This window comes from Brevibacterium pigmentatum (genome assembly GCF_011617465.1).
Classification (GTDB): Bacteria; Actinomycetota; Actinomycetes; order Actinomycetales; family Brevibacteriaceae; genus Brevibacterium; species Brevibacterium pigmentatum.
Genome location: NZ_CP050153.1, coordinates 1,626,981 through 1,651,619, shown reverse-complemented (window position 1 = coordinate 1,651,619; position 24,639 = coordinate 1,626,981). Strand labels below are relative to the sequence as shown.

Below are 24,639 nucleotides of genomic sequence, written 5' to 3'. Positions count from 1 at the left end.
TGGGCGGTGTTGTGGTGCCCGCGACAGGATTCGAACCTACGACCTTCTGCTCCGGAGGCAGACGCTCTATCCACTGAGCTACGCGGGCAACGGATGCAACTCTATCACCGTTGGGCACCACCTCCCAAAACGACGCCGCGTGCAGACCCGAGGGACTGCACGCGGCGTCAAGAAGGCTGTGATCAGCGATGTTCGACCAGATCAGGCGCCCTTCATGGCTTTGCGACCCGGCACGTATTCCCAGTGCCAGAGCTCGTAGGAGTTGCGCTTGGCCCAGTCCGGGTTCTCCCACCCGAACTTCTCAGCATTGGCGACGAGCCATTCGTACTGCTCGCCGGTTCCGTTCTGTGTGCCTGCACCGAGGTCCAGAGCCAGTCCCCAACCGTGGTTGGAGGTTCCCGGACGAGCTGCGAAGCCGGGCTTGCGTGCGGCGACGGAGACCTGCGATTCCAGCGACCGGTAGGAGTCGGTGACGGCGATGTCCTTGCCGGTGTCCTTCTTGAAGGCCGCGTTCATCTTCGCAAACGACACGGCCGCATCGGTGCGCAGTTTGTGATTGCCCACACCGATCTCGCACAGCCATCCGTCGGGCAGTTCGCCGTTGCTTGCGTCGCCCTTCGGTGCCGCTTCGTCACAACCGGGCAGAACGGTCTTCGTGATCGCTCGAGACGCCGCATCGACCTTGGTCTGCTTGGCGCTCGGGGCGCCGATGGTCATCGAGGTCTTATCGTCCTTGTCGACCTTGATGTCGGCGGAGACCGACTCGGCGTTGATCGCACGCGGTTCGGACTGAGCGGCGGTGTCGTCGACCTTGACTTCCTGGTTCCCGCTCATGTTTCCGGCGACCATCACAGCGGCGATGGCGGTGCCGGTGACCGAGACGGTGGCCAGAGCGGAGAAGGTCGTGACCTGGCGGCTGCGGACCGAGCGCAGCAGCGAACCGTCGGAACCGCGGTTGCCGAGGTGAGCGGCAGCCAGCGCGGACGTATGACCCGCCGGGGTCATCGGCTGCGAAGCCTCTTTGGCCATCGCCGCCCGTCGCGGTGAACCCGCTGCGGCGCGGGCCTCGGCGGCCATGGCCGCACGGCGGGGCGAGAGGGCTGCGGATGCGGCGTTCCGCGACTGCGATGTCACGGGATGCGCGGAGTTGATGGTCGAAACCTGCGAAGAGGCGTTCTGCTTGCGCAGATCACGTCGGCGAACCGGCGGCGCCTCGACGGTCGAGAGCTGACTCGACATAGTGCTCCATACTGTTGGTGAAAGTTGTGCGGTGGAGGCCCTCTGTCGGGCGTCCGAAAGCCTATGTCACAACACTATAAAGACATTGTTACAGAATGTCACCTTCAGGTCATACACGGCGTGTGACCAGGTCTTTCACCACCAGCGACTGGTCATGAATCACTACAGGCGCCCTACTCCAGCTGTCCTGAATCACTGTTTCGTTACGAACCGTTACACAGTCGGTCACGAGTGGGTCTCCACGTCGAACGGCGCCTCCCCCGGGCGGGCTCCTACAGCGCCGTCGAATACGCCGCCTCGAAAACAGCGCCCCGAATAGACCGTAAACCGTACAGCGCCCCGGCGGCGGACTCCTGAAGACAGGAATCCGCCGCCGGGGCGACCGGGTGAGGCAGGCAATTGAGCCGGCTCGGAATGCTCGGGTGCAGGATGCTCAGCTGCGGAAGTCGAATCGCCCTCGCTGCATCGCGTCCTGAACCTCACCGACGAGCTCTTCGAGCACGTCCTCGAGGAAGAGAAGACCGAGAACCTGCGCCTGCGAGTCGATGACGCGGGCGACGTGGATTCCGGCCTTCTGCATCTGAGCCAGAGCCTCCTCGACTTCGTCATCGGCCGTGACCGTGAACAGAGGACGGAAGCGCTTGCTCTGCACCGGAGCATCGAACGCCTCTTCCGTATCCGCGTAGAGGACGTCCTTGATGTGGAGATAGTCCTCCGGATATCCGTCGTCACCGACGACGAAGTACCGAGAGAAGCCCGTCTTGCCGACCAGGGTCACCAGCTCGTTCGGGGTCACCTTGTCCGAGATCGTGATGAGCTCGGACATCGGGACCATGATGTCGGACGCGGTCTTGTCGCTGAACTCGATGGCGCCCTTGAGCAGCCCGGTGTCATCGCTGAGCAGTCCCTCGCGCTTCGACTCGGCCACGATCGATTCGACCTGCTCGATCGTGTAGGCCTCGTTGACCTCGTCGCGGGCCTCGATCTTGAACAGGTGCAGGATCCCGTTGGCCAGTCCGTTGAGAGGACGGATGACGAATCCGAAGACTCGGGCCAGGAACACCAATGGTGTCGCCAACAGCATCACGGCCTGGCCGGACGCCGCCAGAGCCAGGTTCTTCGGCACCATCTCGCCGATGACCACGTGCAGGTAGGTCACGACGCCGAGCGCCAGGATGAAGGAGATCGTCGATGACAGTCCCGCGGGAATGCCCAGGCCCTCGAGCGGACCGGCGAGCAGATGGTGGATGGCCGGTTCGGCCACGTTGCCCAGAAGCAGGGAGCACACGGTGATGCCGAGCTGGCAGATCGCCAGCATCAGTGAGACGTGCTCCATCGCATAGAGCGCTGTCTTCGCCGCTGCAGAGCCTTCGGCCGCGCGCGGCTCGATCTGTGAGCGTTTGGCCGCGACGACAGCGAATTCGGCGGCGACGAAGAAGGAGTTGCCCAGCAGGAGGACGACCAGCCAGACCAGTCCGAACCAATCGGCGCTCATCGCTTCTCACCTCCGGCTTCGAAAGCTCCTGCGTCGGCGGCGCGCAGCACCACCCGGAGTCGTTCGATGCGTCGACCGTGCATCCGTTCGACCACGATGCGGGCATCGTCCGTGCGGACCTCGTCACCCGGTTCGGGAATCCGTCCGAGCTCCTTGAGCACGAATCCGGCCAGAGTCTCGTAGTCCGAGCCCTCCGGGATCGTCACACCGATCGTCGACGAGATCTCATCGGGCCGCAGCTGACCGGGCACGATCCAGGAGCCGTCGCGAGCCGGTCGTGCCGCGACGCGCATCCGATCGTGCTCATCGGCGACCTCTCCCACGAGCTCTTCGACGACATCCTCGAGGGTGACGACTCCGGCCGTGCCGCCGAACTCATCGACGACCACGGCCATCTGCAGACCTGTGGCCCGCAGCTCCAAGAGCAGCGGATCGAGGCGTTGGGTCTCCGGGATCTCACGAACCTCGGTCATCAGCCCTCCTGCATAGGCGTCGTCGCGGTTGCCCGGAGGCACGGCGAAGGCCTGTTTGACGTGGACGACGCCGACGATGTGGTCCTTGTCCTCGGCCGCCACGGGGAAGCGGGAGAATCCGGTGTCACGTGCCTGCTCGATGATCTGTCGAGCCGTGGTGTCCTTGTCGACCGTGGACATGCGTGTGCGCGGGGTCATCACGTCTTCGGCGGTGCGTTCGGAGAAGCTCAGGGTCCGCTCCAGCAGACCCGCCGTCTGCTCGTCGAGGACTCCCTCCTCTGCGGAGTGGCGCACGAGTGAGGTCAGCTCCTCGGGAGAGCGACCGACCGAGCCCTCCTCCTGCGGTTCGATGCCCATCGACATGAGGATCTTGTTCGCCGTGCCGTTGAGGACTGCGATGACCGGCTTGAAGACGATGGAGAATAGGTACTGCATCGGAGCCGCGATGCGGCCCGTCGCCAGCGGAACGGCGATGGCGAGGTTCTTCGGCACGAGCTCTCCGAAGATCATCGATCCCACCGTGGAGACGATGAGCGCGATGGTCAGCGCCAGCGGTGCTGCGAGACCGGGACCGACGCCCCAAGCTTCGAACAGCGGCGCGAGCAGCCTGCCCAAGGACGGTTCCATGAGGTAACCGGTGAGCAGAGTGGTGATCGTGATGCCCACCTGCGCCGCCGAGAGCTGGGTGGACAGGTGGGTCATCGAGCGCCGGAGCGTCTTCGCGCCGACGACGCCGTCCTCGACCGCCTTATCGGCGGTATGACGGTCGAGGGTCAGCAGTGAGAATTCGGCGGCGACGAAGACGCCGGTGCCGAGGATGAGCAACAGCGCGAGGGCGAGGAGTATCCATTCCATCAGTGACTGTCCCCGCCGTTCGCTGTCTGCTGAGCAGAAGAGGTGAAGCGTGAGACCCTCGCGGGGTGAGGATCGTCATCTGGGGCGCCGGCTTCCCGCCGGCCGGGACTGTCACTGTGCATGAGGAGATCTTACCAACTTCCCGACAGCGGTCGGCCCTCTTCGTAACCGGCGGCACTCTGGACTCCGACCGCGGCCAGACGCGCGAATTCGCCGAGGCTGCCGGCGCCGGCATAGGTGCAGGAGCTGCGGACGCCCGAAGTGATGCCGTCGAGCAGGTCCTCGACACCGGGAGATTCGGGGTCGATGTACATGGTCGACGACGAGATGCCCTCTTCGAACAGCCCCTTCCGTGCTCGGGCGAAGGCCGATTCGGTGCGGGTGCGATTGGCCACGGCCCGTGCCGAAGCCATTCCGAAGCTCTCCTTGTACTTCCGGCCTTCACCGTCGATCAGCAGGTCGCCGGGAGATTCGTGGGTCCCGGCGAACCAGGATCCGACCATGACCTGCGAGGCTCCGGCGGCCAGAGCCAGGGCGACGTCGCGGGGATAGCGGACTCCGCCGTCGGCCCACACATGGGCACCCAGCTCGCGAGCCGCCTCGGCACATTCGAGCACAGCAGAGAACTGCGGACGACCGACGGCGGTCATCATCCGAGTCGTGCACATGGCTCCGGGGCCGACGCCGACCTTGACGATGTCGGCACCGGCGGAGACCAGGTCGCGGACCCCTTCGGCGGTGACGACGTTGCCGGCCACGATCGGCACCCCGAGTTCGGCATCGGCGATCGCCGACAGCGTGTCGAGCATCTTCACCTGATGACCGTGCGCGGTGTCGACGACGAGGACGTCAGCACCGGCCTCGACCAGTGACGTGGCGCGTTCGACCGCGGCACCGTTGACGCCGATGGCCACGGCGATCTTCAGCCGTCCCTGATCATCGAGATTGGGGGTGTAGATGGACGAGCGCAGCAGCGACTTCGGAGTCAGGCTGCCGAGCACCGTGTTCTCGTCGTCGACGACGGCGGCGAACTCGGCCCGCGATTCCGTCATCCACTCGAACAGGGACTCCAGCTGCGCGGTGTCCTCCCAGTCGACGTCGGAGGCGCGGATGACATGGGGTGAGGAGTCCACCAGTTCCGCCACCGAGGTGAAGCGGTCGACTCCGCGCAGATCCGCGGCATTGATGATGCCTTCGAGCTTACCCGCGGCGTCGACGACGACGCCGCAGCCGTGCGGACGCTTGGCCAGCACGTGCAGGGCATTGAGCACTGTGTCCTCGGGCGCGAAGCGCAGAGCAGATTCGAAGATCCGGTCCCGGCTCTTCACCCAGGCGATGGTCTCCTGCGCTGCGGTCAGCGGGATGTCCTGCGGCAGCACCGCCAGTCCCCCGCGACGGGCCATCGTCTCAGCCATCCGACGACCGGACACCGCGGTCATATTCGCGGCGACGAGCGGCGTCGTCGAGCCGGTCGGATCGGTGGACGTGAGGTCGACCTCGAAGCGCGAAGTCAGCACCGAGGAGTTCGGGACGAGGAACACATCGGAGTAGGTGAGATCGGTGTTCGGGTCATTTGAGATGAAACGCATAACACTATTGTCCCTTAACTGCACATTCGATGGCACATCACGTTAGGCTTGGAGATGTCGTTAAGCAGCAAGTCTTGAATCAGGAAGTAGGCGATCAACGCCGTGTCCGTCAATACTCCGAACCGCACCGTTGAAGACTTCGGGTCGAATGAGTGGCTGGTCGAGGAATTGTATGAGCAGTACAAGTCAGATAAGAATTCGGTCGACCAGTCCTGGTGGCCCTTCTTCGACAAGTACGAAAAGAACGGCGGAGGCGCTCAGTCCGCTGCCGAGCCGGCCGCCAAACAGGAGGCGAAGCCGGCCGCAAAGAAGTCGGATGCCAAGGCCCCTGCCCCCGCCGCCGCTCCGGCGACCTCTCGCGGAGTCACCCCGTCCTCGGCTGAGTCCGAGACGCTGAAGGCCGAGACCAAGTCCGTGCCGAAGGTCACCGAGAAGGACGCCGCACCGAAGCCCGCACCGGAGGAGACGATCACTCCCCTGCGCGGCCCCGCGAAGCTCATCGCCAAGAACATGGATGAGTCGCTCGAAGTCCCGACCGCCACCTCGGTCCGGGCCCTGCCTGCCAAGGCGCTCATCGACAACCGGATCGTCATCAACTCGCACCTCAAGCGCACCCGTGGTGGGAAGGTCTCCTTCACCCACCTCATCGGCTACGCCGTGATCCGCGCCCTGCAGAACTTCCCCTCGCAGAACGTCTCCTACGACGTCCGCGACGGCAAGCCCGTGATGATCTCCCCCGCCCACATCAACTTCGGCCTCGCCATCGACGTGCCGAAGAAGGACGGATCCCGCACCCTGCTGGTGCCCAATGTCAAGAAGGCCGAGACGCTGACCTTCCGCCAGTTCGTCGACGCCTACGACGGCCTCGTCGACAAGGCACGGCAGGGCAAGCTCACCGCCGACGACTTCGCCGGCACCACCGTCTCGCTGACCAACCCCGGAGGAATCGGCACCGTCCACTCCGTGCCGCGTCTGACCAAGGGCCAGGGCTGCATCATCGGCGTCGGCGCGCTCGACTACCCCGCCGAATTCCAGGGTGCCAGCCAGCAGACCATCAACTCCCTGGCCGTGTCCAAGGTGCTGACCCTGACCTCGACCTACGATCACCGCGTGATCCAGGGCGCCGGTTCGGGCGAGTTCCTCAAGCTGGTCCACAGCTACCTGCTGGGCGAAGACGGCTTCTACGACGATGTCTTCGAATCCCTGCGTCTGCCGTACGAGCCGGTCCGCTGGGTTCCCGACGTCTCGGCCGAAGACCAGGACGACGTCAACAAGACCGCACGCGTCATCGAACTCATCGATGCCTACCGCACGCGCGGCCACCTCATGGCCAATATCGATCCGCTGGTCTACCGTCAGCGGTCGCACCCGGATCTCGACATCAACCAGCATGGTCTGACCCTGTGGGATCTCGAACGCGAGTTCCCCACCGGCGGATTCGGCGCGAAGCCGATGATGCCCTTCCGCAACATCCTCGGACTGCTGCGCGAGAGCTACTGCCGGACCACCGGGTTCGAATACATGCATATCGCCGACCCGGTCCAGCGCCGCTGGTTCCAGTCGAAGATCGAGGTTCCGCATCAGGAGCTCACCCGTTCGGAGCAGGGACACATCCTCGGCCGCCTCAATGCCGCCGAGGCCTTCGAGACCTTCCTCCAGACGAAGTACATCGGACAGAAGCGCTTCAGCCTCGAAGGCGGAGAGTCCGCGATCGTCCTGCTCGACGAGATCCTCAACCAGTCCGCCGACACCGGCCTCGACGAGGTCGCCATCGGCATGGCCCACCGCGGTCGCCTCAATGTGCTCACGAACATCGCCGGCAAGTCCTATGCGCAGATCTTCCGTGAGTTCGACGGCACCATGTCCGCGGACAGTGTCCAGGGCTCTGGCGATGTGAAGTACCACCTGGGCACCAAGGGTTCGTTCACCTCACCGGCAGGCAACACCACCGGTGTCTACGTCGCTGCCAACCCCAGCCACCTCGAAACCGTCGACCCGGTACTCGAGGGCATCGTGCGCGCCAAGCAGGATCTCATCGACCAGGGCGAGTCGGGCTTCACCGTGCTGCCGGTCCTCGTCCACGGCGATGCCGCATTCGCCGGTCAGGGCGTGGTCACCGAGACGCTCAACCTCTCCGAGCTGCGCGGCTACCGCACCGGCGGAACGGTCCACGTCATCATCAACAACCAGGTCGGGTTCACCACTCCCCCCGCCTCGGCGCGTTCCTCGTTCTACTGCACGGACGTCGCCAAGTCGATCAACGCCCCGATCTTCCACGTCAACGGCGATGACCCCGAGGCCGTTGTCCGGGCGGCCCGCCTGGCCTTCGAATACCGCCAGGAATTCAACCGGGACGTCGTCATCGACCTCGTGTGCTACCGCCGTCGCGGCCACAACGAGGGCGACGATCCGTCGATGACCCAGCCGACGATGTATTCCCTCATCGAGAAGAAGGGTTCGGTGCGCAAGCTCTACACCGAATCCCTCGTCGGCAGGAAGTGCATCACCGACGAAGAGGCCGCCGAGGCGCTCAAGGACTACCAGTCGAAGCTGGAATCGGCGTTCGCCGAGACCAAGGAGGCCGAGACCGGCCCCTACGACGGGGAAGCGTTCAATGCTCCCTACGAGCCCAGCGACATCGAGACTTTCAACGATGCCGAGACGGCCATCAGTCCCGAGACGCTGCAGCGCATCGGCGAGGCCTTCACCGAGATCCCCGAGGGCTTCACCGTTCACAAGAAGCTGCGGGCGCTGCTCGAGAAGCGCAAGGAGATGTCGCTCTCAGGCGGCATCGACTGGGGCTTCGCCGAGCTGCTGGCCTTCGGCTCACTGCTCATGGACGGTGTGCCGGTGCGACTGGCGGGCCAGGACTCCCGCCGCGGAACGTTCGTCCAGCGCCACTCGGTGCTCATCGACTCCGTCAACGGCAACGAATGGACGCCGCTGCAGAACCTCACCGAGGAGCAGGCTCGATTCTGGGTCTACGACTCCCTGCTCAGCGAGTACGCCGCCGTCGGCTTCGAATACGGCTACTCCGTCGAACGCAAGGACGCCCTCGTGGCGTGGGAGGCTCAGTTCGGTGACTTCGCACAGGGTGCGCAGACCGTCATCGACGAGTTCATCTCCTCCTCCGAGCAGAAGTGGCAGCAGAACTCCGGTGTCGTCATGCTCCTGCCCCACGGCTACGAGGGGCAGGGACCCGATCATTCCTCGGGTCGCATCGAGCGTTACCTCCAGCTGTGCGCGGAGAACAACATGACGGTGGCCTACCCGTCCTCGGGTGCCTCGTACTTCCACCTGCTGCGTCGCCACGCCTCGACGACGAACAAACGTCCGCTCATCGTCTTCACCCCGAAGTCGATGCTGCGTCTCAAGGCAGCGGCGAACTCGCCGGAGGAGTTCACCTCGGGCAAGTTCCAGGCCGTCATCGACGATACGGACGTCGATGCCTCGCAGGTCGAGCGCGTCGTCCTCGTCTCCGGCAAGCTCTACTGGGAGCTCAAGGCCAAGCGCGAGAAGGACAACGACCAGAAGCTGGCTCTCGTCCGCCTCGAGCAGCTCTACCCACTCGACGAAGCGGCCATCACCGCCGTGCTCGACCGCTTCCCGGCCGACGCCGAGATCGTCTGGGCACAGGAAGAGCCGGAGAACCAGGGCGCATGGCCCTTCATGGCGCTGCACCTGCCCGAGCTCCTCGGCGGCCGTGAGGTCAAGGTCATCTCCCGTGCCGCTTCTGCAGCCACATCGACTGGACTCAAGCACTTCCACGATGCACAGCAGAAGGAACTCGTCGACCGGATCTTCAGCCGGTGAGCAGCGACGTCACCACTACCATCGCCGTGGTCGGAGGCCCTTTGGTCGCCGGCCACGGCGATGGCCGTGGCCTCGGATGGGTCGGTCGGGTGACGGCGCGGACTCTGCCGAGTCTGCCGGAGCTCAAGGTGTATCCCCTGGCCGTGCCGGCAGAGGATTCCGCCGGCCTTCATGCCCGCACCATCGCCGAGGCGTCCCTGCGGTTCTCTCCGGACGGGGACAACCGCCTGGTGCTTGCGCTGGGATCCGGGGATCTCGATTCGGGTCGTTCCGTGGCCCGGGCCCGACTCGATGTGGCCAATATCCTCGACGAAGCATTGGCCCGGAAGGTCTCGACATTCGTATTGGGCCCACCGCCGGAGCACGACGGTGATCGCAATCGTCGCATCGCTGAGCTCAACGCCAGCTTCTCCGATGTGGCCAAGCGGCGCGGCATCACCTATGTCGACACCTTCACTCCGCTCCTCGGCCATCCGGTCTGGCAGCGCGAGGTCGCTTCGTCACGGGACCATCTGCCGGCGCAGGAAGGCTACGGTCTGCTGGCCTGGCTGGTTCTCCACCGCGGCTGGTTCAACTGGCTGGGAGTCCAGGACGTCCTCGGCGACAGCTGAGGCGTCTTCGCGTTACTCGGCCGAGCAGCACCCGAGGTGACAACCGCACCATCCCGTCGAGCCGAATCGGCAAGGTCTGTGACCTGCGCCGACTTTGCTCTGCTCGGGCATTATGAGACAATTGAGCGTCTATCAAAGGAGGGCACAATGAGCAAGCGTGGCCGTAAGCGTCGCGATCGCCGCCGTAAGAAAGCAAACCACGGCAAGCGTCCAAACGCATGATTCGCTGATTCGTTCAGTGAACGACGAAGGCGGGAAGAGATTCGAATCTCTTCCCGCCTTCGTTGTGTCCGAGGTTCCGGGCTGTACCCGGGCCGCCGGTCAGGAGTTCTGTTCGAGTGCGATCCGCTGGCGGATCTTCTCACGCAATCCCATCGGGGCACGATCGTGGCTGCACGAACGACGGACGAGCTCCTTGAGCAGCGCTTCGATCTCGTACTCGTCATGACATGACGGGCACTGTTCGAGGTGGATCGAGATCTCGCGGATCTCCGTCGTCGTCAGCTCTCCGTCGAGATAGTGGTAGATGCGCATGAGAGACTCGGTCCTCACGCTTTCGCAGCATTCTTCGTCACTCATTTCGCACCTCCCTCGGGACTCACGAAACCGCGTTCGGCGGCGTAGTCGGCCAACATCTCGCGCAGCTGTCGGCGGCCTCGGTGAAGACGCGACATCACCGTGCCGATCGGCGTCTCCATGATCTCGGCGATCTCCTTGTACGGCAGGCCTTCGACATCGGCATAGTAGACGACCATCCGGAAGTCTTCGGGCAGGGCCGAGAGCGCCTCCTTGACGTCGGAGTCGGGAAGGTGATCGAGAGCTTCGAGCTCAGCGGAACGACCGCCGGAGGACGAGTGGCTGTTCGCCTGTGCGATCTGCCAGTCTTCGATGTCCTCGCTGCCGTGCTCCTGCGGCTGGCGCTGCTTCTTGCGGTAGTTGTTGATGAAGGTGTTCGTCAGGATCCGGTACAGCCACGCCTTGAGGTTGGTTCCGGGCTTGTACTGGTGGAAGGCCGCGTAGGCCTTCGCATAGGCTTCCTGGACGAGGTCCTCGGCGTCTGCCGGGTTGCGTGTCATACGCAGAGCAGCTGCGTAGAGCTGGTTGACATATTCCAGAGCATCCCGCTCGAAACGCGCCGACCTCTCGGCGTCCGTTTCGGGGGCTTCTTTGACTGATTCGGTCATCGCAGTCAATGGTACGCCCGTTCTCTCCAGGACGGCAGTGGCGCTCATAGACTTCTCCTTCTGCCTGTCGACTTCGCGACGGGTGCACCCGTCGAATGGCTTCACCCGGTACAACATCGGACTGGCGTCCCACTATTCCCACCTCAGCAGTTATGCTTGCCAGTGAGATGACCGCCACGTAGGAAGGACCACTGTGTCTCCCATTCGTCTTATCGCACGGCCCATGCTGGCCGCCGGCTACATCCTCAACGGCGTCGAACGACTGCGCAAGCCGGAGGCAGCGGCCGCATCGGTCGGCCCGCTCCTCAACCAGGCCCGCAAGCAGGTCGACGTTCCGGTCGACGCAGTGACTCTTGCCCGGGCAACCGGTGTGGCACAGGTCGCTGCCGGTTCGATGCTGGCCATCGGGCGCTTCCCACGGCTGAGCGCATCGATCCTCGTCGGCACCTACCTGCTCGACACCGTCGGTGAGCGTCTGTCTGCCGACAAGACGACGTCGAAGGACGAGAAGAAGGCCCGCAACGAACGCACCCTCCTGCGCACATCGATGCTCGGCGGTGCCCTGCTCGCCGCCGTCGACACCGCCGGACGCCCCGGTCTGTGGTGGCGGACACAGCATGCGGCCGAAGACCTGTGGTCGAGTGTCGAAGACACGTCGAAGCAGGCTCTGAGCGCACTCGGAGTTGACTGACATCTCCACGCACACTCCCCCGGTGACCGGCGACTGGCAGCCGCCGGTCGCCGGTTCCGCCGTCTCTGCCACCGTCTCCGTTCCCGGTTCGAAGTCCCTGACGAACCGCTATCTCATCCTCGCGGCTCTGGCCCGTTCCGGCTCGGACCTCAGGGGATGGCTGCGCAGCCGCGATACCTTGCTGATGGTCGAAGCGCTGCGCCGCCTCGGTGCTGTGATCGACGAAGACGAAGATGAACTCCACATCGAGCCGATCCCCTTCGCCGGCGGGAACGCTCCAGCGGTACAGGATTCGGAGTCGCTCACCATCGACTGCGGCCTCGCTGGAACCGTGATGCGCTTCATTCCCCCGCTCGCCGCGCTGACCGGACGTGAAGTCACCCTCGACGGCGACGAGCAGGCCAGGGTGCGGCCGATGTCGGTGACGATCGAGTCTCTGCGCGCGCTCGGTGCTTCCATCACCTCCGTCGACGGAACATTGCCGATGACCATCCACGCCGACTCGAACCTGCGCGGCGGCCACCTCGGCATCGACGCCAGCGCCTCCAGTCAGTTCGTCTCGGGACTGCTGCTCTCGGCCCCCGTCATGCCTTTGGGCCTCGAACTGACCAACACCGCGGACACGGTGCCCAGTCGAACGCACGTGGATATGACGATCGAGGTCCTCCGGGACGCGGGCGTCGACATCAGCGAACCCGAACCCGAACGCTGGATCGTCGAACCCGGGCTCCCCCGCGGTCTCGACGTCCAGGTCGAACCCGACCTGTCCAACGCCGCCGCCTTCGCTGCGGCAGCCGTCGCCACCGGTGGTTCCGTGACCATCGCCGGTTGGCCCGCGCACACGACCCAGGCCGGCGACGGCTTCCGTGAGATCGCCGAAGCCTTCGGAGCGACGGTGCGCCTCGACCGGGACGGACTGCATGTGCAGGGCCCGGAGCGGCTCACCGCTGTCGATCTCGACCTGTCAGCCGTCGGCGAGCTCACCCCCGTGGTCTCGGCTCTCGCGGCTCTGGCCGACGGCACCTCGCAGCTGCGCGGAATCGGACATCTGCGCGGGCACGAGACCGATCGCCTATCCGCCCTGACCCGGGAGTACGGAGCCATCGGCGTCGACGTCGTCGAGCATCCCGATGCGCTGACGATCACCGGCACCAGCCAGCTGCGCCCGGCACTGTGGCACACCTACCACGACCATCGCATGGTCATGGCCGGCGCCGTCCTCGCCCTGCGCAACAACGGAATGGTCGTCGAGAACGCCGGCACCGTCGCCAAGACCCTGCCTGCTTTCACTCAGCTGTGGGAAGCCATGCTCACCCCCGGAGCCTGATATGGCGAAAATCTTCCGCGACGAGGACTACCGTCCCCGACCGAACCGCCGCGGTTCGCGCCCCCGGACGAAGAACCGCCCGGACCACAAGGATGCCGTGTCCGGTCTGGTCACCGCGGTTGATCGGGGCCGGTACCGCGTCATCCTCGCCGACGACGGTGGGAACTTCCCCTCGACTCCCCCGACTCGGAAGAAGGGGAAACGCTCACGCGGGGCCACCTCGGTGACGGCGGTGCGCGCCTCGCACCTGCGCAAGCAGGCGGTCGTCCCCGGCGACATCGTCCGCCTCGTCGGCGATACCTCGGGAGCGGAGGGAACCCTGGCCAGACTGGTGGAGATCACCGAACGGCAGACCCTGCTGCGCCGCAGCGCCGATGACACCGACCCGACCGAGCGCGTCCTCGTGGCCAATGTCGACGTCATGGGCATCGTCACGGCCACCATGGACCCCGACCCTTCGTTCGGACTTATCGACCGGGCCCTCGTCGCCGCCTTCGATGCGGGGATCACTCCCCTGCTCATCGTCACGAAGACCGACCTGCACCCGGCCACGGAGTTGAAGGAACGGTTCTCCGCCTCCGGGGTCGACATCGTCGAGTCCTCCGTCGCCCCCGCTGCCGAGTCATTCGATACGGCCACGACCGAATCGACCGCGAACGATTCTGCGCATGACGCGAACGATTCCGCCCGTGACGCGGACGATTCTGATCGTAACGAGACCGAACCCCACGCCGAGGTGGCCGACCGTCTGCGCGGACGCATCAGCGTCCTCGTGGGCCATTCGGGCGTGGGCAAATCGACCCTGACCAACGTCCTCGTTCCCGCCGCGGACCGCGCAACGGGGCACGTCAACGATGTCACCGGGCGCGGGCGGCACACCTCGTCCTCGGCCGTGTGTCTGCCGTTGGAGCGCGGCGGATGGCTGATCGACACCCCGGGAGTGCGCAGCTTCGGCTTGGCCCATGTGGACCGGGAGACCCTGATCTCGGCGTTCCCGGAGCTCGTCGACGCCACGGCCGAGTGCCCCCGCGGGTGCACTCACCTCGCCGACTCCCCCGGCTGCCGACTCGATGAGTGGGTGGCCGACGGCAAGGCCGGGCCTGGAGGAGTCTCACGGCTGGAGTCCCTGCGCCGGCTGCTGCCCTCGACTGGATAGGCTGGAGGCATGAACGACCTCGACCTGGCGATCGAACTCGCCGATCTTGCCGATGCCATCAGCCACCCGCATTTCCGGGCCCAGGACTTCGCTGTCGAAACCAAACCCGACCTCACCCCTGTCACCGAATGCGACCGCGCGGTGGAGAAGGCGATCATGACTCGCCTCACCGAGGCTAGCCCCGAGGACAGCGTGCTCGGTGAGGAATTCGGAGCCCACGGGGACTCCTCGCGACGATGGATCATCGATCCGATCGACGGAACGAAGAACTTCGTGCGCGGAGTACCCGTGTGGGCGACGCTGATCTCGCTCTACGACGGCGACCAGCCGCTGCTGGGAGTGGTCTCCGCTCCCGCACTCGGTCGCCGGTGGTGGGCGGAAGCCGGTCAGGGCGCCTATGCCACCGAGCTCGGATCCCCAGCCGAACGCATCACCGTGTCTTCGGTCGATGCTCTCGCCGATGCGTCGCTGTCGTATTCTTCGCTGTCGGGCTGGAAGGAACTCGGAATCCTCGACGAGTTCCTCGACCTCTGCGATTCGCTGTGGCGCACACGCGGCTACGGCGACTTCTACTCCTATATGCTGCTGGCCGAGGGCGCGGTCGACCTTGCCTGCGAACCGGAGCTCGCGCTCTACGATATGGGTGCGCTCGTGCCCATCGTCCTCGAAGCCGGTGGAACGTTCACGAACACCGCCGGGACCCCGGGTCCCTTCGGCGGCAACGCCTTGGCCAGCAATTCGCGGCTCCACGAGGCGGCTCTGGACCGGCTCGGGCGCGTCGCCCCTGCGGAGGTGTCATGATGCCGGACATCATGGGGGCCCCGCTGTGGCATTCGATGGCCGAATCGGCAGGTCTGACCAACCCTGACGGGTCGATCGGTGAGACCATCTACGGGCAGATGACGAAGTTCGCCGCCGAGGTGGGAGCCGTCAACCTCGGGCAGGGTGCTCCCGGCACAGAGCCTCCGAACGAACTCATCGCCGCCACCGCCGAGGCGATGCGGGCCGGTTTCAATCAGTATGCCCCTGGTCAGGGATTCCCCCAGCTGCTCGAGGCTGTGGCCGCTCAACGCGGTCGTGATTTCGGTCAGAACGTCGCCCCCGGCGAGGTGCTCTACACGGCGGGAGCCACAGAGGGGCTGACAGCAGCGATCCTCGCTCTGCTGCCCCGCGGCGGTTCGCTCGTCGCATTCGAGCCGTTCTACGATTCCTATCCTGCGGCGATCGCCGCCGCAGGCGGCTCGCTGCACACGGTGCCGATCCTGCCCGATGGCCACGGCGGCTTCGGCCCGGATTGGGAGGCCTTCGATCGGGTGGTCGCCGAGGTAGAACCTCAGATCATCCTCGTCAACACTCCGCACAATCCCACCGGGTTCATCTTCTCGACCGACGATCTCGCCCGCATCGGTCGGGCGGCCGAGTCGGTCGACGCCTGGGTGCTCTCCGATGAGGTCTACGAACAGCTCGTCCTCACCGATCAGGGGCATGTCCCTCCCGCCGTGGCGATCGAGGATTCTGCACGGGTCGTCACGGTCTCCTCGGCGGGCAAATCCTGGAACACCACGGGATGGAAGATCGGCTGGGTCATCGCCTCACCCGAGGTTCGACAGGCTGTTCAGACGGTCAAACAGTTCCTCTCGTTCACGGCCGGCGGTCCGATGCAGATCGGTTTGGCCGACATGCTCAGCGGCGATTCGCAGTTCGTCGCCGAGAACCGGGCTTCGCTGAGGGCCCGCGCAGAGGTTCTGGTCCCCGCCTGTCGCGCAGTGCCCGGTGCTGAGGTATCGACTCCGCGCGCCGGTTATTTCACGGTGGTCGACTTCTCTGCGGTAACGGATCTCGATGCTTTCGAGCTCAATGAACTGCTGGCCCGAGAATTCTCATTGGTCGGAATTCCCGTCCCTGCCCTGTGCCGGCCGGGGAGTCCGGCGTACGACGCCTATCGGTCGTCGATCCGGTATTCCTTCTGCAAGTCCGTCGCCGACGTCGACAAGGGCTCACAGCTGTTCATCGCCCTCGGTGCGCATCTGCGAGAGAACCCGGACGCTCTGCGGCCAAGGCGATGAGCAGTCTTCGACTCGAGAACAGGCAGAATGAGAACTCGACGAACCAGAATGCGCTGAATTCGCTGAGCCGTGATCGGTGAGGTCTGGTACGACAGAAGGGGCGAACCGCTGATGCGGTTCGCCCCTTCTGTGTCGGGCAGTGAAGCTGCCTGCTGGGGTCAGATCGGCTGACGGCGCACTCGTGCCTCAGACAGAACCCTGCTCAGAACAGATCAGGCCTTGACGAGCTCGAGCTCGAGTTCGATCTTGATCTTGTCGGAGACGAGGAGCTCTCCTCCGCCGAGGACAGCCTCGAAGGACATTCCGAAGTCCTTGCGGTTGACCGTGGCGGTGGCCGAGAGGCCGGCGACCTGGTTGCCGTTCGGGTCGGTGGCGACACCGGCGAATTCGGTGGCGAAGGCGACTTCCTTGGTCACGCCGCGCATGGTCAGCTCGCCGACGGTCTGGAACTCATCAGCAGCGTCAGCCTTGATTCCGGTCGACTTGAAGCTCAGCTTCGGGTGCTCCTCGGCGAGGAAGAAGTCACCGCTCTTGAGGTGACCGTCGCGCTGTTCGTTGCGGGTGTTGATCGAGTTCGCCGAGGCCTCGGCTGACACGACGCTGTCTTCGAGGGTCTCACCGACGTTGACGCTGCCGGCGATCTCTTCGCAGTGTCCGCGGACCTTCGAGACGCCTGCGTGGCGAGCAGTGAAGGTGAACTCCGAGTGGATGGGGTCGATGTTCCAGGTTCCGGCGGTGAGTCCCTGAGGCAGAGCAGTCATGATTTCTCCTTTTGGTTGAAATTTGAAGTACAAAAATGACTTTAGTTCAACTTTCAACCATACGCAACCCCTACGAGTGAACAGCAAGTGACCATGTGGCGGAGGTCACCTGTATTCGGTTTGGCCGCCAGGTGGCCCCTCGTGTAAAGTTAAGAACACGCCGCGGGGTGGAGCAGTTCGGTAGCTCGCCGGGCTCATAACCCGGAGGTCGGGGGTTCAAATCCCTCCCCCGCCACGATAGCGGCAGAACCCCCAGTCAGTTCACTGACTGGGGGTTCTTCTCATTCATCCCCTCACCTCTATTACTACCTGACGGCGGCCCAGCAACCTCGCGCGAGGTTGCTGGGCCGCCGTCAGGTAGTAACAAGGGTTGTCGGTGGGTTGGTGGAGCTCGGGTACTCCGCTGGGAACGACGAACGCCCCTGGGATGTCCCAGGGGCGTTCGTCTTGAGAGGCGCGAACTCCGTCGGCGCTGCCTCAGCGGGCCGAACCGGTTCGCCTCAGGCTCAGTTGCCCGAGTCACCGCCTTCGTCTGCCGGCGCCGAGGCGGGAGCGGAGGACTCGCCGCCCGCTCCATCCTCGGCGAGCGAGGGATCGGCCGCAACGGCATCCTCAAGCGCCTTCTTCAGACGGTCCTGCGCCTTGCCGTACTCGGCGAAGTCGCCGTCCTTCAGAGCGGCATCGGACTCCTCCATGGCCTTCTTCGCCTCCTGCAGAGCGTCGTTGAGGGCCTTGTCCGGCGAGCCGGACGGGGAGTCCGCGTTCTCTCCGCCGGAAGTGGATCCCGATTCGCCGTCTCCGCTGTCCTCGGTGCCGGCGTCACCTGCGCTGGCTCCGGAGTCGCCGCCGAACACCTGGTCGAGCGCTTCGTCGAGGGTCGGGGCGAACCCGATGTCCTCGCCGAAAGCCACGAGCACGTGCTGCAGCAGCGGGTAGGAGGTCTCTCCGGCGGACCGGACGTAGACCGGCTGGACGTAGAGCAGGCCGCCGCCGATCGGCAGAGTCAGCAGGTTGCCGTTCTCGACTTCGGACTCACCCTGACGCAGCAGGTTCAGGCTGCGCTGCACATCGGGTGCGGTGTTGAAGTTGTTCTGTGCCTGACCAGGTCCGGGCACAGTGGTATTGCGCGGCAGCTGCAGCAGTCTCAGCTTGCCGTAGCCTTCGGCGGTCTCGCCCTTCTTGTTCCCGGCATCGGCATCAGCCGAGAGGAAGCCGGTGAGGTTGTTGCGCGACTGTCCCTCGGACGATCGAGCAGGAATGTACGAGCTCGTCAGCGAGAACGACGGCGACTGCTGACCCGGCATCTGCAGGGTCATGTAGAACGGCGGCTGCGTCAGTCCGCTGCTCGCCTTCGTCGTCGGATCCGTCGGCAGGGTCCAGAAGTCCTGACCGGAGTAGAACTCACTGGCGGAGGTGACATGGTACTTCGTGAGCAGGTCACGCTGAACCTTGAACAGGTCCTCCGGGTAGCGGACGTGGCTCATCAGATCACCGGACATCTCCGAGGAGGACTTGATGAGTCCGGGGAACACCTTCATCCAGGTCTTGAGAACCGGATCGTCCTTGTCCCACTGGTACATGTCGACTGAACCGTCATAGGCGTCGACGGTGATCTTCACCGAGTTCCTGATGTAGTTGACCTCATCATCCGGCAGAGTCGCCACCGAATCCGGAGCCGACGCCGTGGTCGAATCCTCGGTCGCCTGCTGGAGCGGCTGCGGTGTCGAGTACGGGTAGTCCTCGGCAGTCGTGTATCCGTCGAGGATCCACTTGATCTTCCCGTCCACAACGGCCGGGTACGGATCGCCGTCGACCTTGAGGAAGGGAGCGAGCTTCTCCACACGCTCACGTGGGTGACGGTCGTAGAGGATCTGGGATTCCTCATTGAGGGCGTCCGAGAGAAGGATCTGCTCGTCCTGGAACTTCAGAGCGTAGGCGAGACGGTTGAATACATTGCCCACCGACGGTCCGCCGTCACCGGAGAAGGTGTTGTTCACCTGACCGGAGCCGCTCTTCTCATCGGAGGGATAGTCGAGCTCACGCGGAGTCGCACCCTTCGGAGCACCGACGATCGAGTAGTCCGGAGAGGACTCGCCGAAGTACACGCGCGGCTCGTATTCGGGGAACTCACCCTTCGGGGGAATATCCGACTCCATGAACAGTGGTTCGCCGTCCGGGTTGCGCTGGTTTCCGTTGGCCGCGACCACACCGAATCCGTGGGTGTAGACGATCGCCCGGTTGAACCAGCTCTGATTGTTCACCGAGCTCGGGGCGAGTTCGCGCACGGAGATCACGGTGTCTCGCATCTCTCCGTCGATGTCGTAGCGGTCGACATCGAGCTTCTGCGGGAACGAGTAGTACGGGCGCACCTGCTGCAGCTGGCGGAAGGTGTCCGAGACGAGGTTGGGATCCAGCAGACGGATCGAGGCCGCGGTCTCGGCGTCCTTGCGCAGGTCGCCCTTCTTGCCGCTGGTACTCGGCGAGTACGGAGTCACCTCGATGTCATCGAAGTCGAACGCTTCACGCGTGGCATCGATGTTGTGCTGGATGTACTCCGATTCCTTGCTCTGCTGAGACGGGTTGACCTGGAACTGCTGAAGCAGCGCCGGGTAGGCGATGATCGAGACGCCGCCGAGCACGATGAGCGTGAGCGTAGCGATGATCGAGATCCGCCAGTTGCCCTTCCACGCCGTGTAGACGAACAGCAGCGCCACCAGGCCCGCCGCGATGGAGACGATCGCCATCGCAGGCAGGGCGGCACGATCGTCGACATAGGTGACGCCCGGGACGATTCCGCCGGCAGCGGTCATCCGATCGTAGCGGGAGAGCCACAGCCGACCGGCCTGAACCATGACGAGCACCGCCACGGTGATGCCCAGCTGCCACTGAGCGGCCTTCGTCAGAATGATGCCCTTCTGCTCCCCCGGACGGATGCCGCCGAAGAGGTAGTGGGCGACGAGTGCTGCGATGAGAGCCATGAGCAGAGCCATGCCCAGCTGGTTGCCGATGAGGCGCAGACCGGGCAGGACGAAGACGAAGAACGACTTGTCGAGACCGAACTGAGGATCCTTCGAGCCGAAGGACGTCGAGTTGATCCACTCGAGGATCATGTTCCAATGCGCCGAGGCGGTGATGCCGGCGAGGACACCCATGACTGCCGGAATCGCGATCGTCGCGACCCGACGCAGAGGCTCGATGGCCTCACGATAGCGATCGAGGTTTTCCTGTCGCGGAGTCGTCGGCGCGTAGACGGGGCGATGGCGGTAGGCCAGGTGCAGGCTCAGCCAGACCGGGACGGCCATGACGATGAATCCGGCGAGGAACGTCAGTCCGCGCGTGAGCCACATGGTGCGGAAGATGTTTGCCGCGTCGATCTGGCGGAACCACAGCACCTCGGTATAGACCTGGGTGAAGGCGATGAAGGCGATCAGCAGGATCGCCACAGACACGAGGGTGAGCAGCAGCGGCGAACGTCTTGGCCGATTCGCCGGCATGCGTGCGGAGGTGGGTGAGGACGAGGTGCTCACTACTGCCCTTTCTCATTGTTGTCGGCACCATCGGCGGGACACTTCGGCAGGTCCGAGGTGTTGCCGGCGGCGTACTGCTCCACGGTGGTCTGCGCGTCATCGAGAGTATCGATGCGCGCCACCGTGATCTTGGATTGGTCTGCGGCGGCCATGACCTCCGCACAGTTGTCGGCGGGAGAGAGGAACAGCGTCGCTCCCTTCTCGGTGGCGGCAGCCACCTTCTGGCGGGCACCGCCGATGGGGCCGACGGTTCCGCCGGGGGTGATCTCCCCCGTGCCGGCGACATGCTTGCCGCCGGTCATCGCACCGGGCGTGAGCTCATCGATGATGGCCAGAGCGAACATCGTCCCTGCCGAGGGGCCGCCGACGCCGTCGACGTTGAACTTCACGTCGACGGGGAATTCGAAGTCCTGCTTCATCGTGATGCCGATCGCCTTGCGGTCATCGACCGTCGCGGGAGTCAGCGTAAGGGTCTTCTTCTTTCCTTCGCGCTCGATTCCGAGTTCGACGGAGTCCGATTCCTGCACGGTCCTGCTCATGATCTGTGCGGCCTCGGGATCGGAATCCAACTTCTCTCCGTTGACCGACATGAGCCGGTCGCCCTTGCGCAGCTTGCCCTGCGCGGGAGCATCGGCGACGACGTCGTCGACCGACAGATGCACGGAATAGGATTTGTCCATCTGGCCCATGGCGGCCGCGATGGCGACGTCCTGACTCGAGGACATCTCGACCGCATTCGATTCGGTCACGTCCTCACGAGTGGTTTCCAAAGGGTAGTACGCCTCCGTGGGGACCACGGTCTGCTCGCCGCTGATGAGCGCGCCGAGCGCCTGCGAGGCATAGATGTCGCGGCCGGGCCCGCCGCTGACGGCGACGGTGAGCATGTCGATGCGACCTGCAGTCGGATAGGTCTTGGCTCCGGAGACGCTGATCATCGGGTCGCCCTGGTAGTCGCCGAGGGTGTTGAAAACCGGTCCCGGCAGCTGAAGCATGTACGGAACCGGCAGAAGCACGGCCAAGGCGATGAAGACGTAGGTGAGGACGCCCGAAGTCGTCGCCAGACGTGGAGTCCGACGTCGTTTGGTGCCGCGTGTCGATGCCGGTGACGCCGGCACGGCCCGAGGGGCGTTCTCTGTCATGTAATCCTTTCGCTGCACCGCCCCACCAGTCTAGTTGAAACCTCAGTGCCCTTTTCACAGACTCCTTTCGCCCGGTGCGAACATCCTGCGAAACCTCCCGGAATTGGGAAGCTTCGCACATTCGGAACCGTTAACGTTGAGTCAAACCGATTCTTGGGGGCTGTAGAACAATGACCGATGACAACAACAACGAGCAGAATCCGTTCGAGCAGATCTTCGGAATGCTCTTCGGCGCCAATGGTCCCGGATCCGGTCAGGGAGACGACAAGAACAGTTCGGGCATGCCGCAGGGCTTCCCGATCGATCCGGCGATGATGTCCACGATCATGAGCCAGATGCAGGGGCTCTTCGGCCAGGGTGCCGACCCGCAGGCGCAGGCCGTGTCGATCGCGCAGAAGGCCGTGCCCACTCCCGACCCCGCAGTGTCCGACGACTCCGAACGAGCCACGACCGATGCGTTCCGTCTGGCCGAACTCTGGCTGGCAGAGGCCACCGACTTGTCCGTCGCCAACCGCTCCGCTCGTCCCCTGCGCCGCGCCGATTGGGTCAAGGAGACGATGCCCGGCTGGCAGAAGTTCGTGCTGCCCATCAAGGAGAACATGTCCTCGGCACTGACCGATACGTTGGAGTCCCAGGTCCCGGCCGAGATGAAGGGCATCCTCGCGGGTGCTTCGTCCATGTTCGGTTCGATGAGCGATTCGATGTTCGCCATGCAGATCGGACAGGCCGTCGGTGCGCTGTCCGAAAGCGTCCTCACCGGCACCGAGGTGGGACTGCCCCTGCTCCCCTACGACACCGCCGTGGTCATCGAGAAGAACGTCGAAACGTTCGCTTCGGAGATCGATGTCGACGTCTCCGAGGTCCGCATCTACCTCGCGGCTCAGGAGCTCGCCCACCTGGCGCTGTTCGAGCGCGCACCGTGGCTGAGTGCCCAGGTGGAGACGGCCCTGACTCGCTATGCGCAGGGACTGAAGGTCGACACCTCGCAGATCGAGGACATGGCATCGAACATCGATCCCTCGAACATCTCCGACCTCAGCGACAACATCCGCCAGGGACTGTTCAACCCGCCGACGACAGAGGACCAGAAGAAGGCGCTGACGTCCTTGGAGAACCTCCTCGCCGTCATCGCCGGCTGGGTCGACGTCGTCGTCTACGAGGCCTGCAAGCATCTGCCCGGCCGCGATCAGGTCCGCGAGGCTCTGCGCCGTCGCCGGGCAACCGCGGGACCGGCGGAGAAGACCTTCTCCACTCTCGTGGGTCTCCAGTTCAATCCCCGTCGCCTTCGCGATGCGGCTGCGCTGTTCGCCTACCTCGAGACGCAAGGCGGGGCCAAAGCCCGCGATCGTGTGTTCTCTCACCCGGATCTGCTGCCGACCACACAGGACCTCGATGACCCACTGGGATACTCCGAGCGTCGTCATGCCGAGTGGACCAATGAGTCGAGCATCGATGAGGCGTTGTCACGCATCCTCGCCGAGGGCCTCGACGGGGCCGGCGGCAGCGACGCCGAATCGACCGACAGTTCAGAGGATTCGGGATCTGATGACTCCGGATCGACTGACGAAGACAGCTCCGACGATCCCGACGATCGCTGAATGATCGATCTCGACACCGCCCGACGGGAAGTGGAGCGCGGACCGCAGAATACATTCTCCGCGTCGTTCGCAGAGCTCTTCGACCGGCAGGGTGCCGATTCCCTGCGCCGCTCCAGCGGCGAGCACCACGTCACCGCCAGCTGCCTGGTCATCGACCCGGCTGCCGAGGCGGTTCTGCTCAACCACCACCGGAAGGCTGGCCTGTGGGGTCAGTTCGGCGGCCACCTCGAACCTGCCGACACCTCACTCCGTGATGCCGCGCGCCGAGAGGCTGAAGAGGAAAGCGGTCTGCGGCCGCTTGCCCGCATCACAGCGGCCCCGATCGATCTGCATGTGCACGACCTGTCGGCCGCGTTCGGGACCTGCACCCGTCATTTCGACGTCATCTTCGCCGCGCAGGCATCGACTGATGATTCGCCACATGTGTCGGATGAGTCCTTCGACGTCGCGTGGTTCCGGCTCGATCGGCTGCCCGATGACCTCATGCCCGATCTGCCGGACCGGCTGCCCGGCCTCTTCCGCTCAGCCGCGGCAGCGCTCAGCTCCCGCGACTGAATCGCTCTCCGTCGCTGAAGCCTTCGAGATAGAGCTTCGCGTCCGACTGCTGCGGATGACGATCGGCCAAGGCATGGAATTCCTTCGAATGCGGGCCGATCTGAAGGTGGACGAGCTCATGGACCACCACGGTCTCCAACACCCAGCGGGGCACTGACTGCAGACGGTGGGAGATGCGGATATCACCCGTCGATGTCGTCGTCGATGCCCACCTGCTGACATTCTGATTCGTCACCCAGCGGATCGACGCCGGCCGCAGCTTCCCACTGAAGTACCGTCGGCTCATCTCGTCGGCCAGTTCGACGAGATCGGCGTCCGAGGAATGGTCACGGGCGGAGAGACGATTGAACAGGTCCGTCAGCGATCGGATGTTGTGTTCCACGCTGTAGCGCGCGGGAGTGCGCAGCACGTAGGTCTCGATCTCCTTCGAGACCGCGACGGTCTTCTTCCGCCGCGCCGATCGGCGCACTTCGATCTCGCCCCGGGCGATCGCCCTCAGCACTTCTTCTTCACTCCACCGCTGTGCTCTGCTCACCGGACCATCATAGGGAACGGCACTG

Annotated in this window: 20 protein-coding genes and 2 tRNA genes; 11 read left to right on the top strand and 11 right to left on the bottom strand. The window is 64.6% G+C overall.

Features of this window, described 5'->3' with window-relative positions:
* Positions 1-12: 12 nt before the first annotated feature.
* The 5 genes from GUY30_RS07445 to guaB1 all read right to left on the bottom strand — a co-directional run bounded on the left by GUY30_RS07445 (position 13) and on the right by guaB1 (position 5,651).
* Positions 13-88, bottom strand: a tRNA-Arg gene (locus GUY30_RS07445).
* Between the two features lie 113 nt (positions 89-201).
* Entirely contained in the window at positions 202-1,239 is a 1,038-nt protein-coding gene (locus tag GUY30_RS07440; RefSeq protein WP_167195728.1) for a M15 family metallopeptidase, read from the bottom strand.
* Between the two features lie 433 nt (positions 1,240-1,672).
* The gene (locus GUY30_RS07435) at positions 1,673-2,734 is read right to left on the bottom strand and encodes a hemolysin family protein (RefSeq protein ID WP_167195725.1); all 1,062 of its coding nucleotides are present in this window, start codon (positions 2,732-2,734) and stop codon (positions 1,673-1,675) included.
* The gene (locus tag GUY30_RS07430; RefSeq protein WP_167195722.1) at positions 2,731-4,062 is read right to left on the bottom strand and encodes a hemolysin family protein; all 1,332 of its coding nucleotides are present in this window, start codon (positions 4,060-4,062) and stop codon (positions 2,731-2,733) included. The genes GUY30_RS07435 and GUY30_RS07430 overlap by 4 nt, the downstream gene beginning before the upstream one ends.
* 131 nt (positions 4,063-4,193) lie before the next feature.
* Complete coding sequence (guaB1, locus tag GUY30_RS07425) at positions 4,194-5,651, bottom strand: GMP reductase (protein WP_167195718.1); 1,458 nt, start codon at positions 5,649-5,651, stop codon at positions 4,194-4,196.
* A 102-nt stretch (positions 5,652-5,753) separates the two neighbouring features.
* Here guaB1 and GUY30_RS07420 point away from each other — a divergent pair, with 102 nt between their 5' ends.
* The 3 genes from GUY30_RS07420 to GUY30_RS18175 all read left to right on the top strand — a co-directional run bounded on the left by GUY30_RS07420 (position 5,754) and on the right by GUY30_RS18175 (position 10,297).
* Positions 5,754-9,464 (top strand): multifunctional oxoglutarate decarboxylase/oxoglutarate dehydrogenase thiamine pyrophosphate-binding subunit/dihydrolipoyllysine-residue succinyltransferase subunit, encoded by a 3,711-nt coding sequence (locus tag GUY30_RS07420; RefSeq protein ID WP_167195716.1) that lies wholly within the window; start codon positions 5,754-5,756, stop codon positions 9,462-9,464.
* A complete protein-coding gene (locus GUY30_RS07415; protein WP_167195713.1) occupies positions 9,461-10,075 on the top strand; it encodes a GDSL-type esterase/lipase family protein in 615 nt (204 codons plus the stop codon). Before GUY30_RS07420 ends, GUY30_RS07415 begins: the two co-directional genes overlap by 4 nt.
* A gap of 147 nt (positions 10,076-10,222) precedes the next feature.
* Positions 10,223-10,297: a 50S ribosomal protein bL37 gene (locus tag GUY30_RS18175; protein ID WP_098731028.1), complete on the top strand. Its 75-nt coding sequence runs from the start codon at positions 10,223-10,225 to the stop codon at positions 10,295-10,297.
* Positions 10,298-10,396: 99 nt separating this feature from the next.
* Here GUY30_RS18175 and rsrA read toward each other — a convergent pair whose 3' ends face one another.
* Both rsrA and GUY30_RS07405 read right to left on the bottom strand, forming a co-directional pair.
* The gene (rsrA, locus tag GUY30_RS07410; protein ID WP_167195710.1) at positions 10,397-10,654 is read right to left on the bottom strand and encodes a mycothiol system anti-sigma-R factor; all 258 of its coding nucleotides are present in this window, start codon (positions 10,652-10,654) and stop codon (positions 10,397-10,399) included.
* Positions 10,651-11,307 (bottom strand): sigma-70 family RNA polymerase sigma factor, encoded by a 657-nt coding sequence (locus GUY30_RS07405; protein ID WP_373284066.1) that lies wholly within the window; start codon positions 11,305-11,307, stop codon positions 10,651-10,653. Before GUY30_RS07405 ends, rsrA begins: the two co-directional genes overlap by 4 nt.
* A gap of 145 nt (positions 11,308-11,452) precedes the next feature.
* Between GUY30_RS07405 and GUY30_RS07400 the strand changes: the two genes are divergently transcribed.
* The 5 genes from GUY30_RS07400 to GUY30_RS07380 are packed head-to-tail and all read left to right on the top strand — an operon-like array spanning position 11,453 to position 16,499.
* On the top strand, positions 11,453-11,950 hold the full coding sequence (locus GUY30_RS07400) for a DoxX family protein (RefSeq protein ID WP_098730980.1): 498 nt from the start codon (positions 11,453-11,455) through the stop codon (positions 11,948-11,950).
* Between the two features lie 22 nt (positions 11,951-11,972).
* A complete protein-coding gene (gene aroA, locus GUY30_RS07395) occupies positions 11,973-13,277 on the top strand; it encodes a 3-phosphoshikimate 1-carboxyvinyltransferase (RefSeq protein WP_167195707.1) in 1,305 nt (434 codons plus the stop codon).
* 1 nt (position 13,278) lies between these two features.
* Positions 13,279-14,433 carry a ribosome small subunit-dependent GTPase A gene (gene rsgA, locus GUY30_RS07390; protein ID WP_167195704.1) on the top strand — a complete coding sequence of 385 codons (1,155 nt, stop codon included), beginning with the start codon at positions 13,279-13,281 and terminating at the stop codon, positions 14,431-14,433.
* A gap of 9 nt (positions 14,434-14,442) precedes the next feature.
* Complete coding sequence (gene hisN, locus GUY30_RS07385) at positions 14,443-15,234, top strand: histidinol-phosphatase (protein WP_167195700.1); 792 nt, start codon at positions 14,443-14,445, stop codon at positions 15,232-15,234.
* Entirely contained in the window at positions 15,234-16,499 is a 1,266-nt protein-coding gene (locus GUY30_RS07380; protein WP_167195697.1) for an aminotransferase class I/II-fold pyridoxal phosphate-dependent enzyme, read from the top strand. The genes hisN and GUY30_RS07380 overlap by 1 nt, the downstream gene beginning before the upstream one ends.
* 212 nt (positions 16,500-16,711) lie before the next feature.
* On the opposite strand, the gene GUY30_RS07375 is transcribed toward GUY30_RS07380, so the two are convergent.
* Complete coding sequence (locus tag GUY30_RS07375) at positions 16,712-17,260, bottom strand: YceI family protein (RefSeq protein ID WP_167195694.1); 549 nt, start codon at positions 17,258-17,260, stop codon at positions 16,712-16,714.
* Between the two features lie 161 nt (positions 17,261-17,421).
* Here GUY30_RS07375 and GUY30_RS07370 point away from each other — a divergent pair.
* Positions 17,422-17,495 (top strand) — tRNA-Met (locus GUY30_RS07370).
* 271 nt (positions 17,496-17,766) lie between these two features.
* Here GUY30_RS07370 and GUY30_RS07365 read toward each other — a convergent pair.
* Both GUY30_RS07365 and GUY30_RS07360 read right to left on the bottom strand, forming a co-directional pair.
* Positions 17,767-20,787 carry a UPF0182 family membrane protein gene (locus GUY30_RS07365; RefSeq protein WP_228281797.1) on the bottom strand — a complete coding sequence of 1,007 codons (3,021 nt, stop codon included), beginning with the start codon at positions 20,785-20,787 and terminating at the stop codon, positions 17,767-17,769.
* On the bottom strand, positions 20,787-21,926 hold the full coding sequence (locus tag GUY30_RS07360) for a YlbL family protein (protein ID WP_167195691.1): 1,140 nt from the start codon (positions 21,924-21,926) through the stop codon (positions 20,787-20,789). The genes GUY30_RS07365 and GUY30_RS07360 overlap by 1 nt, the downstream gene beginning before the upstream one ends.
* A 170-nt stretch (positions 21,927-22,096) precedes the next feature.
* Between GUY30_RS07360 and GUY30_RS07355 the strand changes: the two genes are divergently transcribed.
* A complete protein-coding gene (locus GUY30_RS07355) occupies positions 22,097-23,524 on the top strand; it encodes a zinc-dependent metalloprotease (protein WP_167195688.1) in 1,428 nt (475 codons plus the stop codon).
* A complete protein-coding gene (locus tag GUY30_RS07350) occupies positions 23,525-24,079 on the top strand; it encodes an NUDIX hydrolase (RefSeq protein ID WP_167195685.1) in 555 nt (184 codons plus the stop codon). It begins immediately after the preceding gene.
* Here the strand turns inward: GUY30_RS07350 and GUY30_RS07345 are convergent.
* A complete protein-coding gene (locus tag GUY30_RS07345; protein ID WP_228281795.1) occupies positions 24,063-24,614 on the bottom strand; it encodes a M48 metallopeptidase family protein in 552 nt (183 codons plus the stop codon). The genes GUY30_RS07350 and GUY30_RS07345 overlap by 17 nt on opposite strands.
* Between the last annotated feature and the right edge of the window lie 25 nt (positions 24,615-24,639).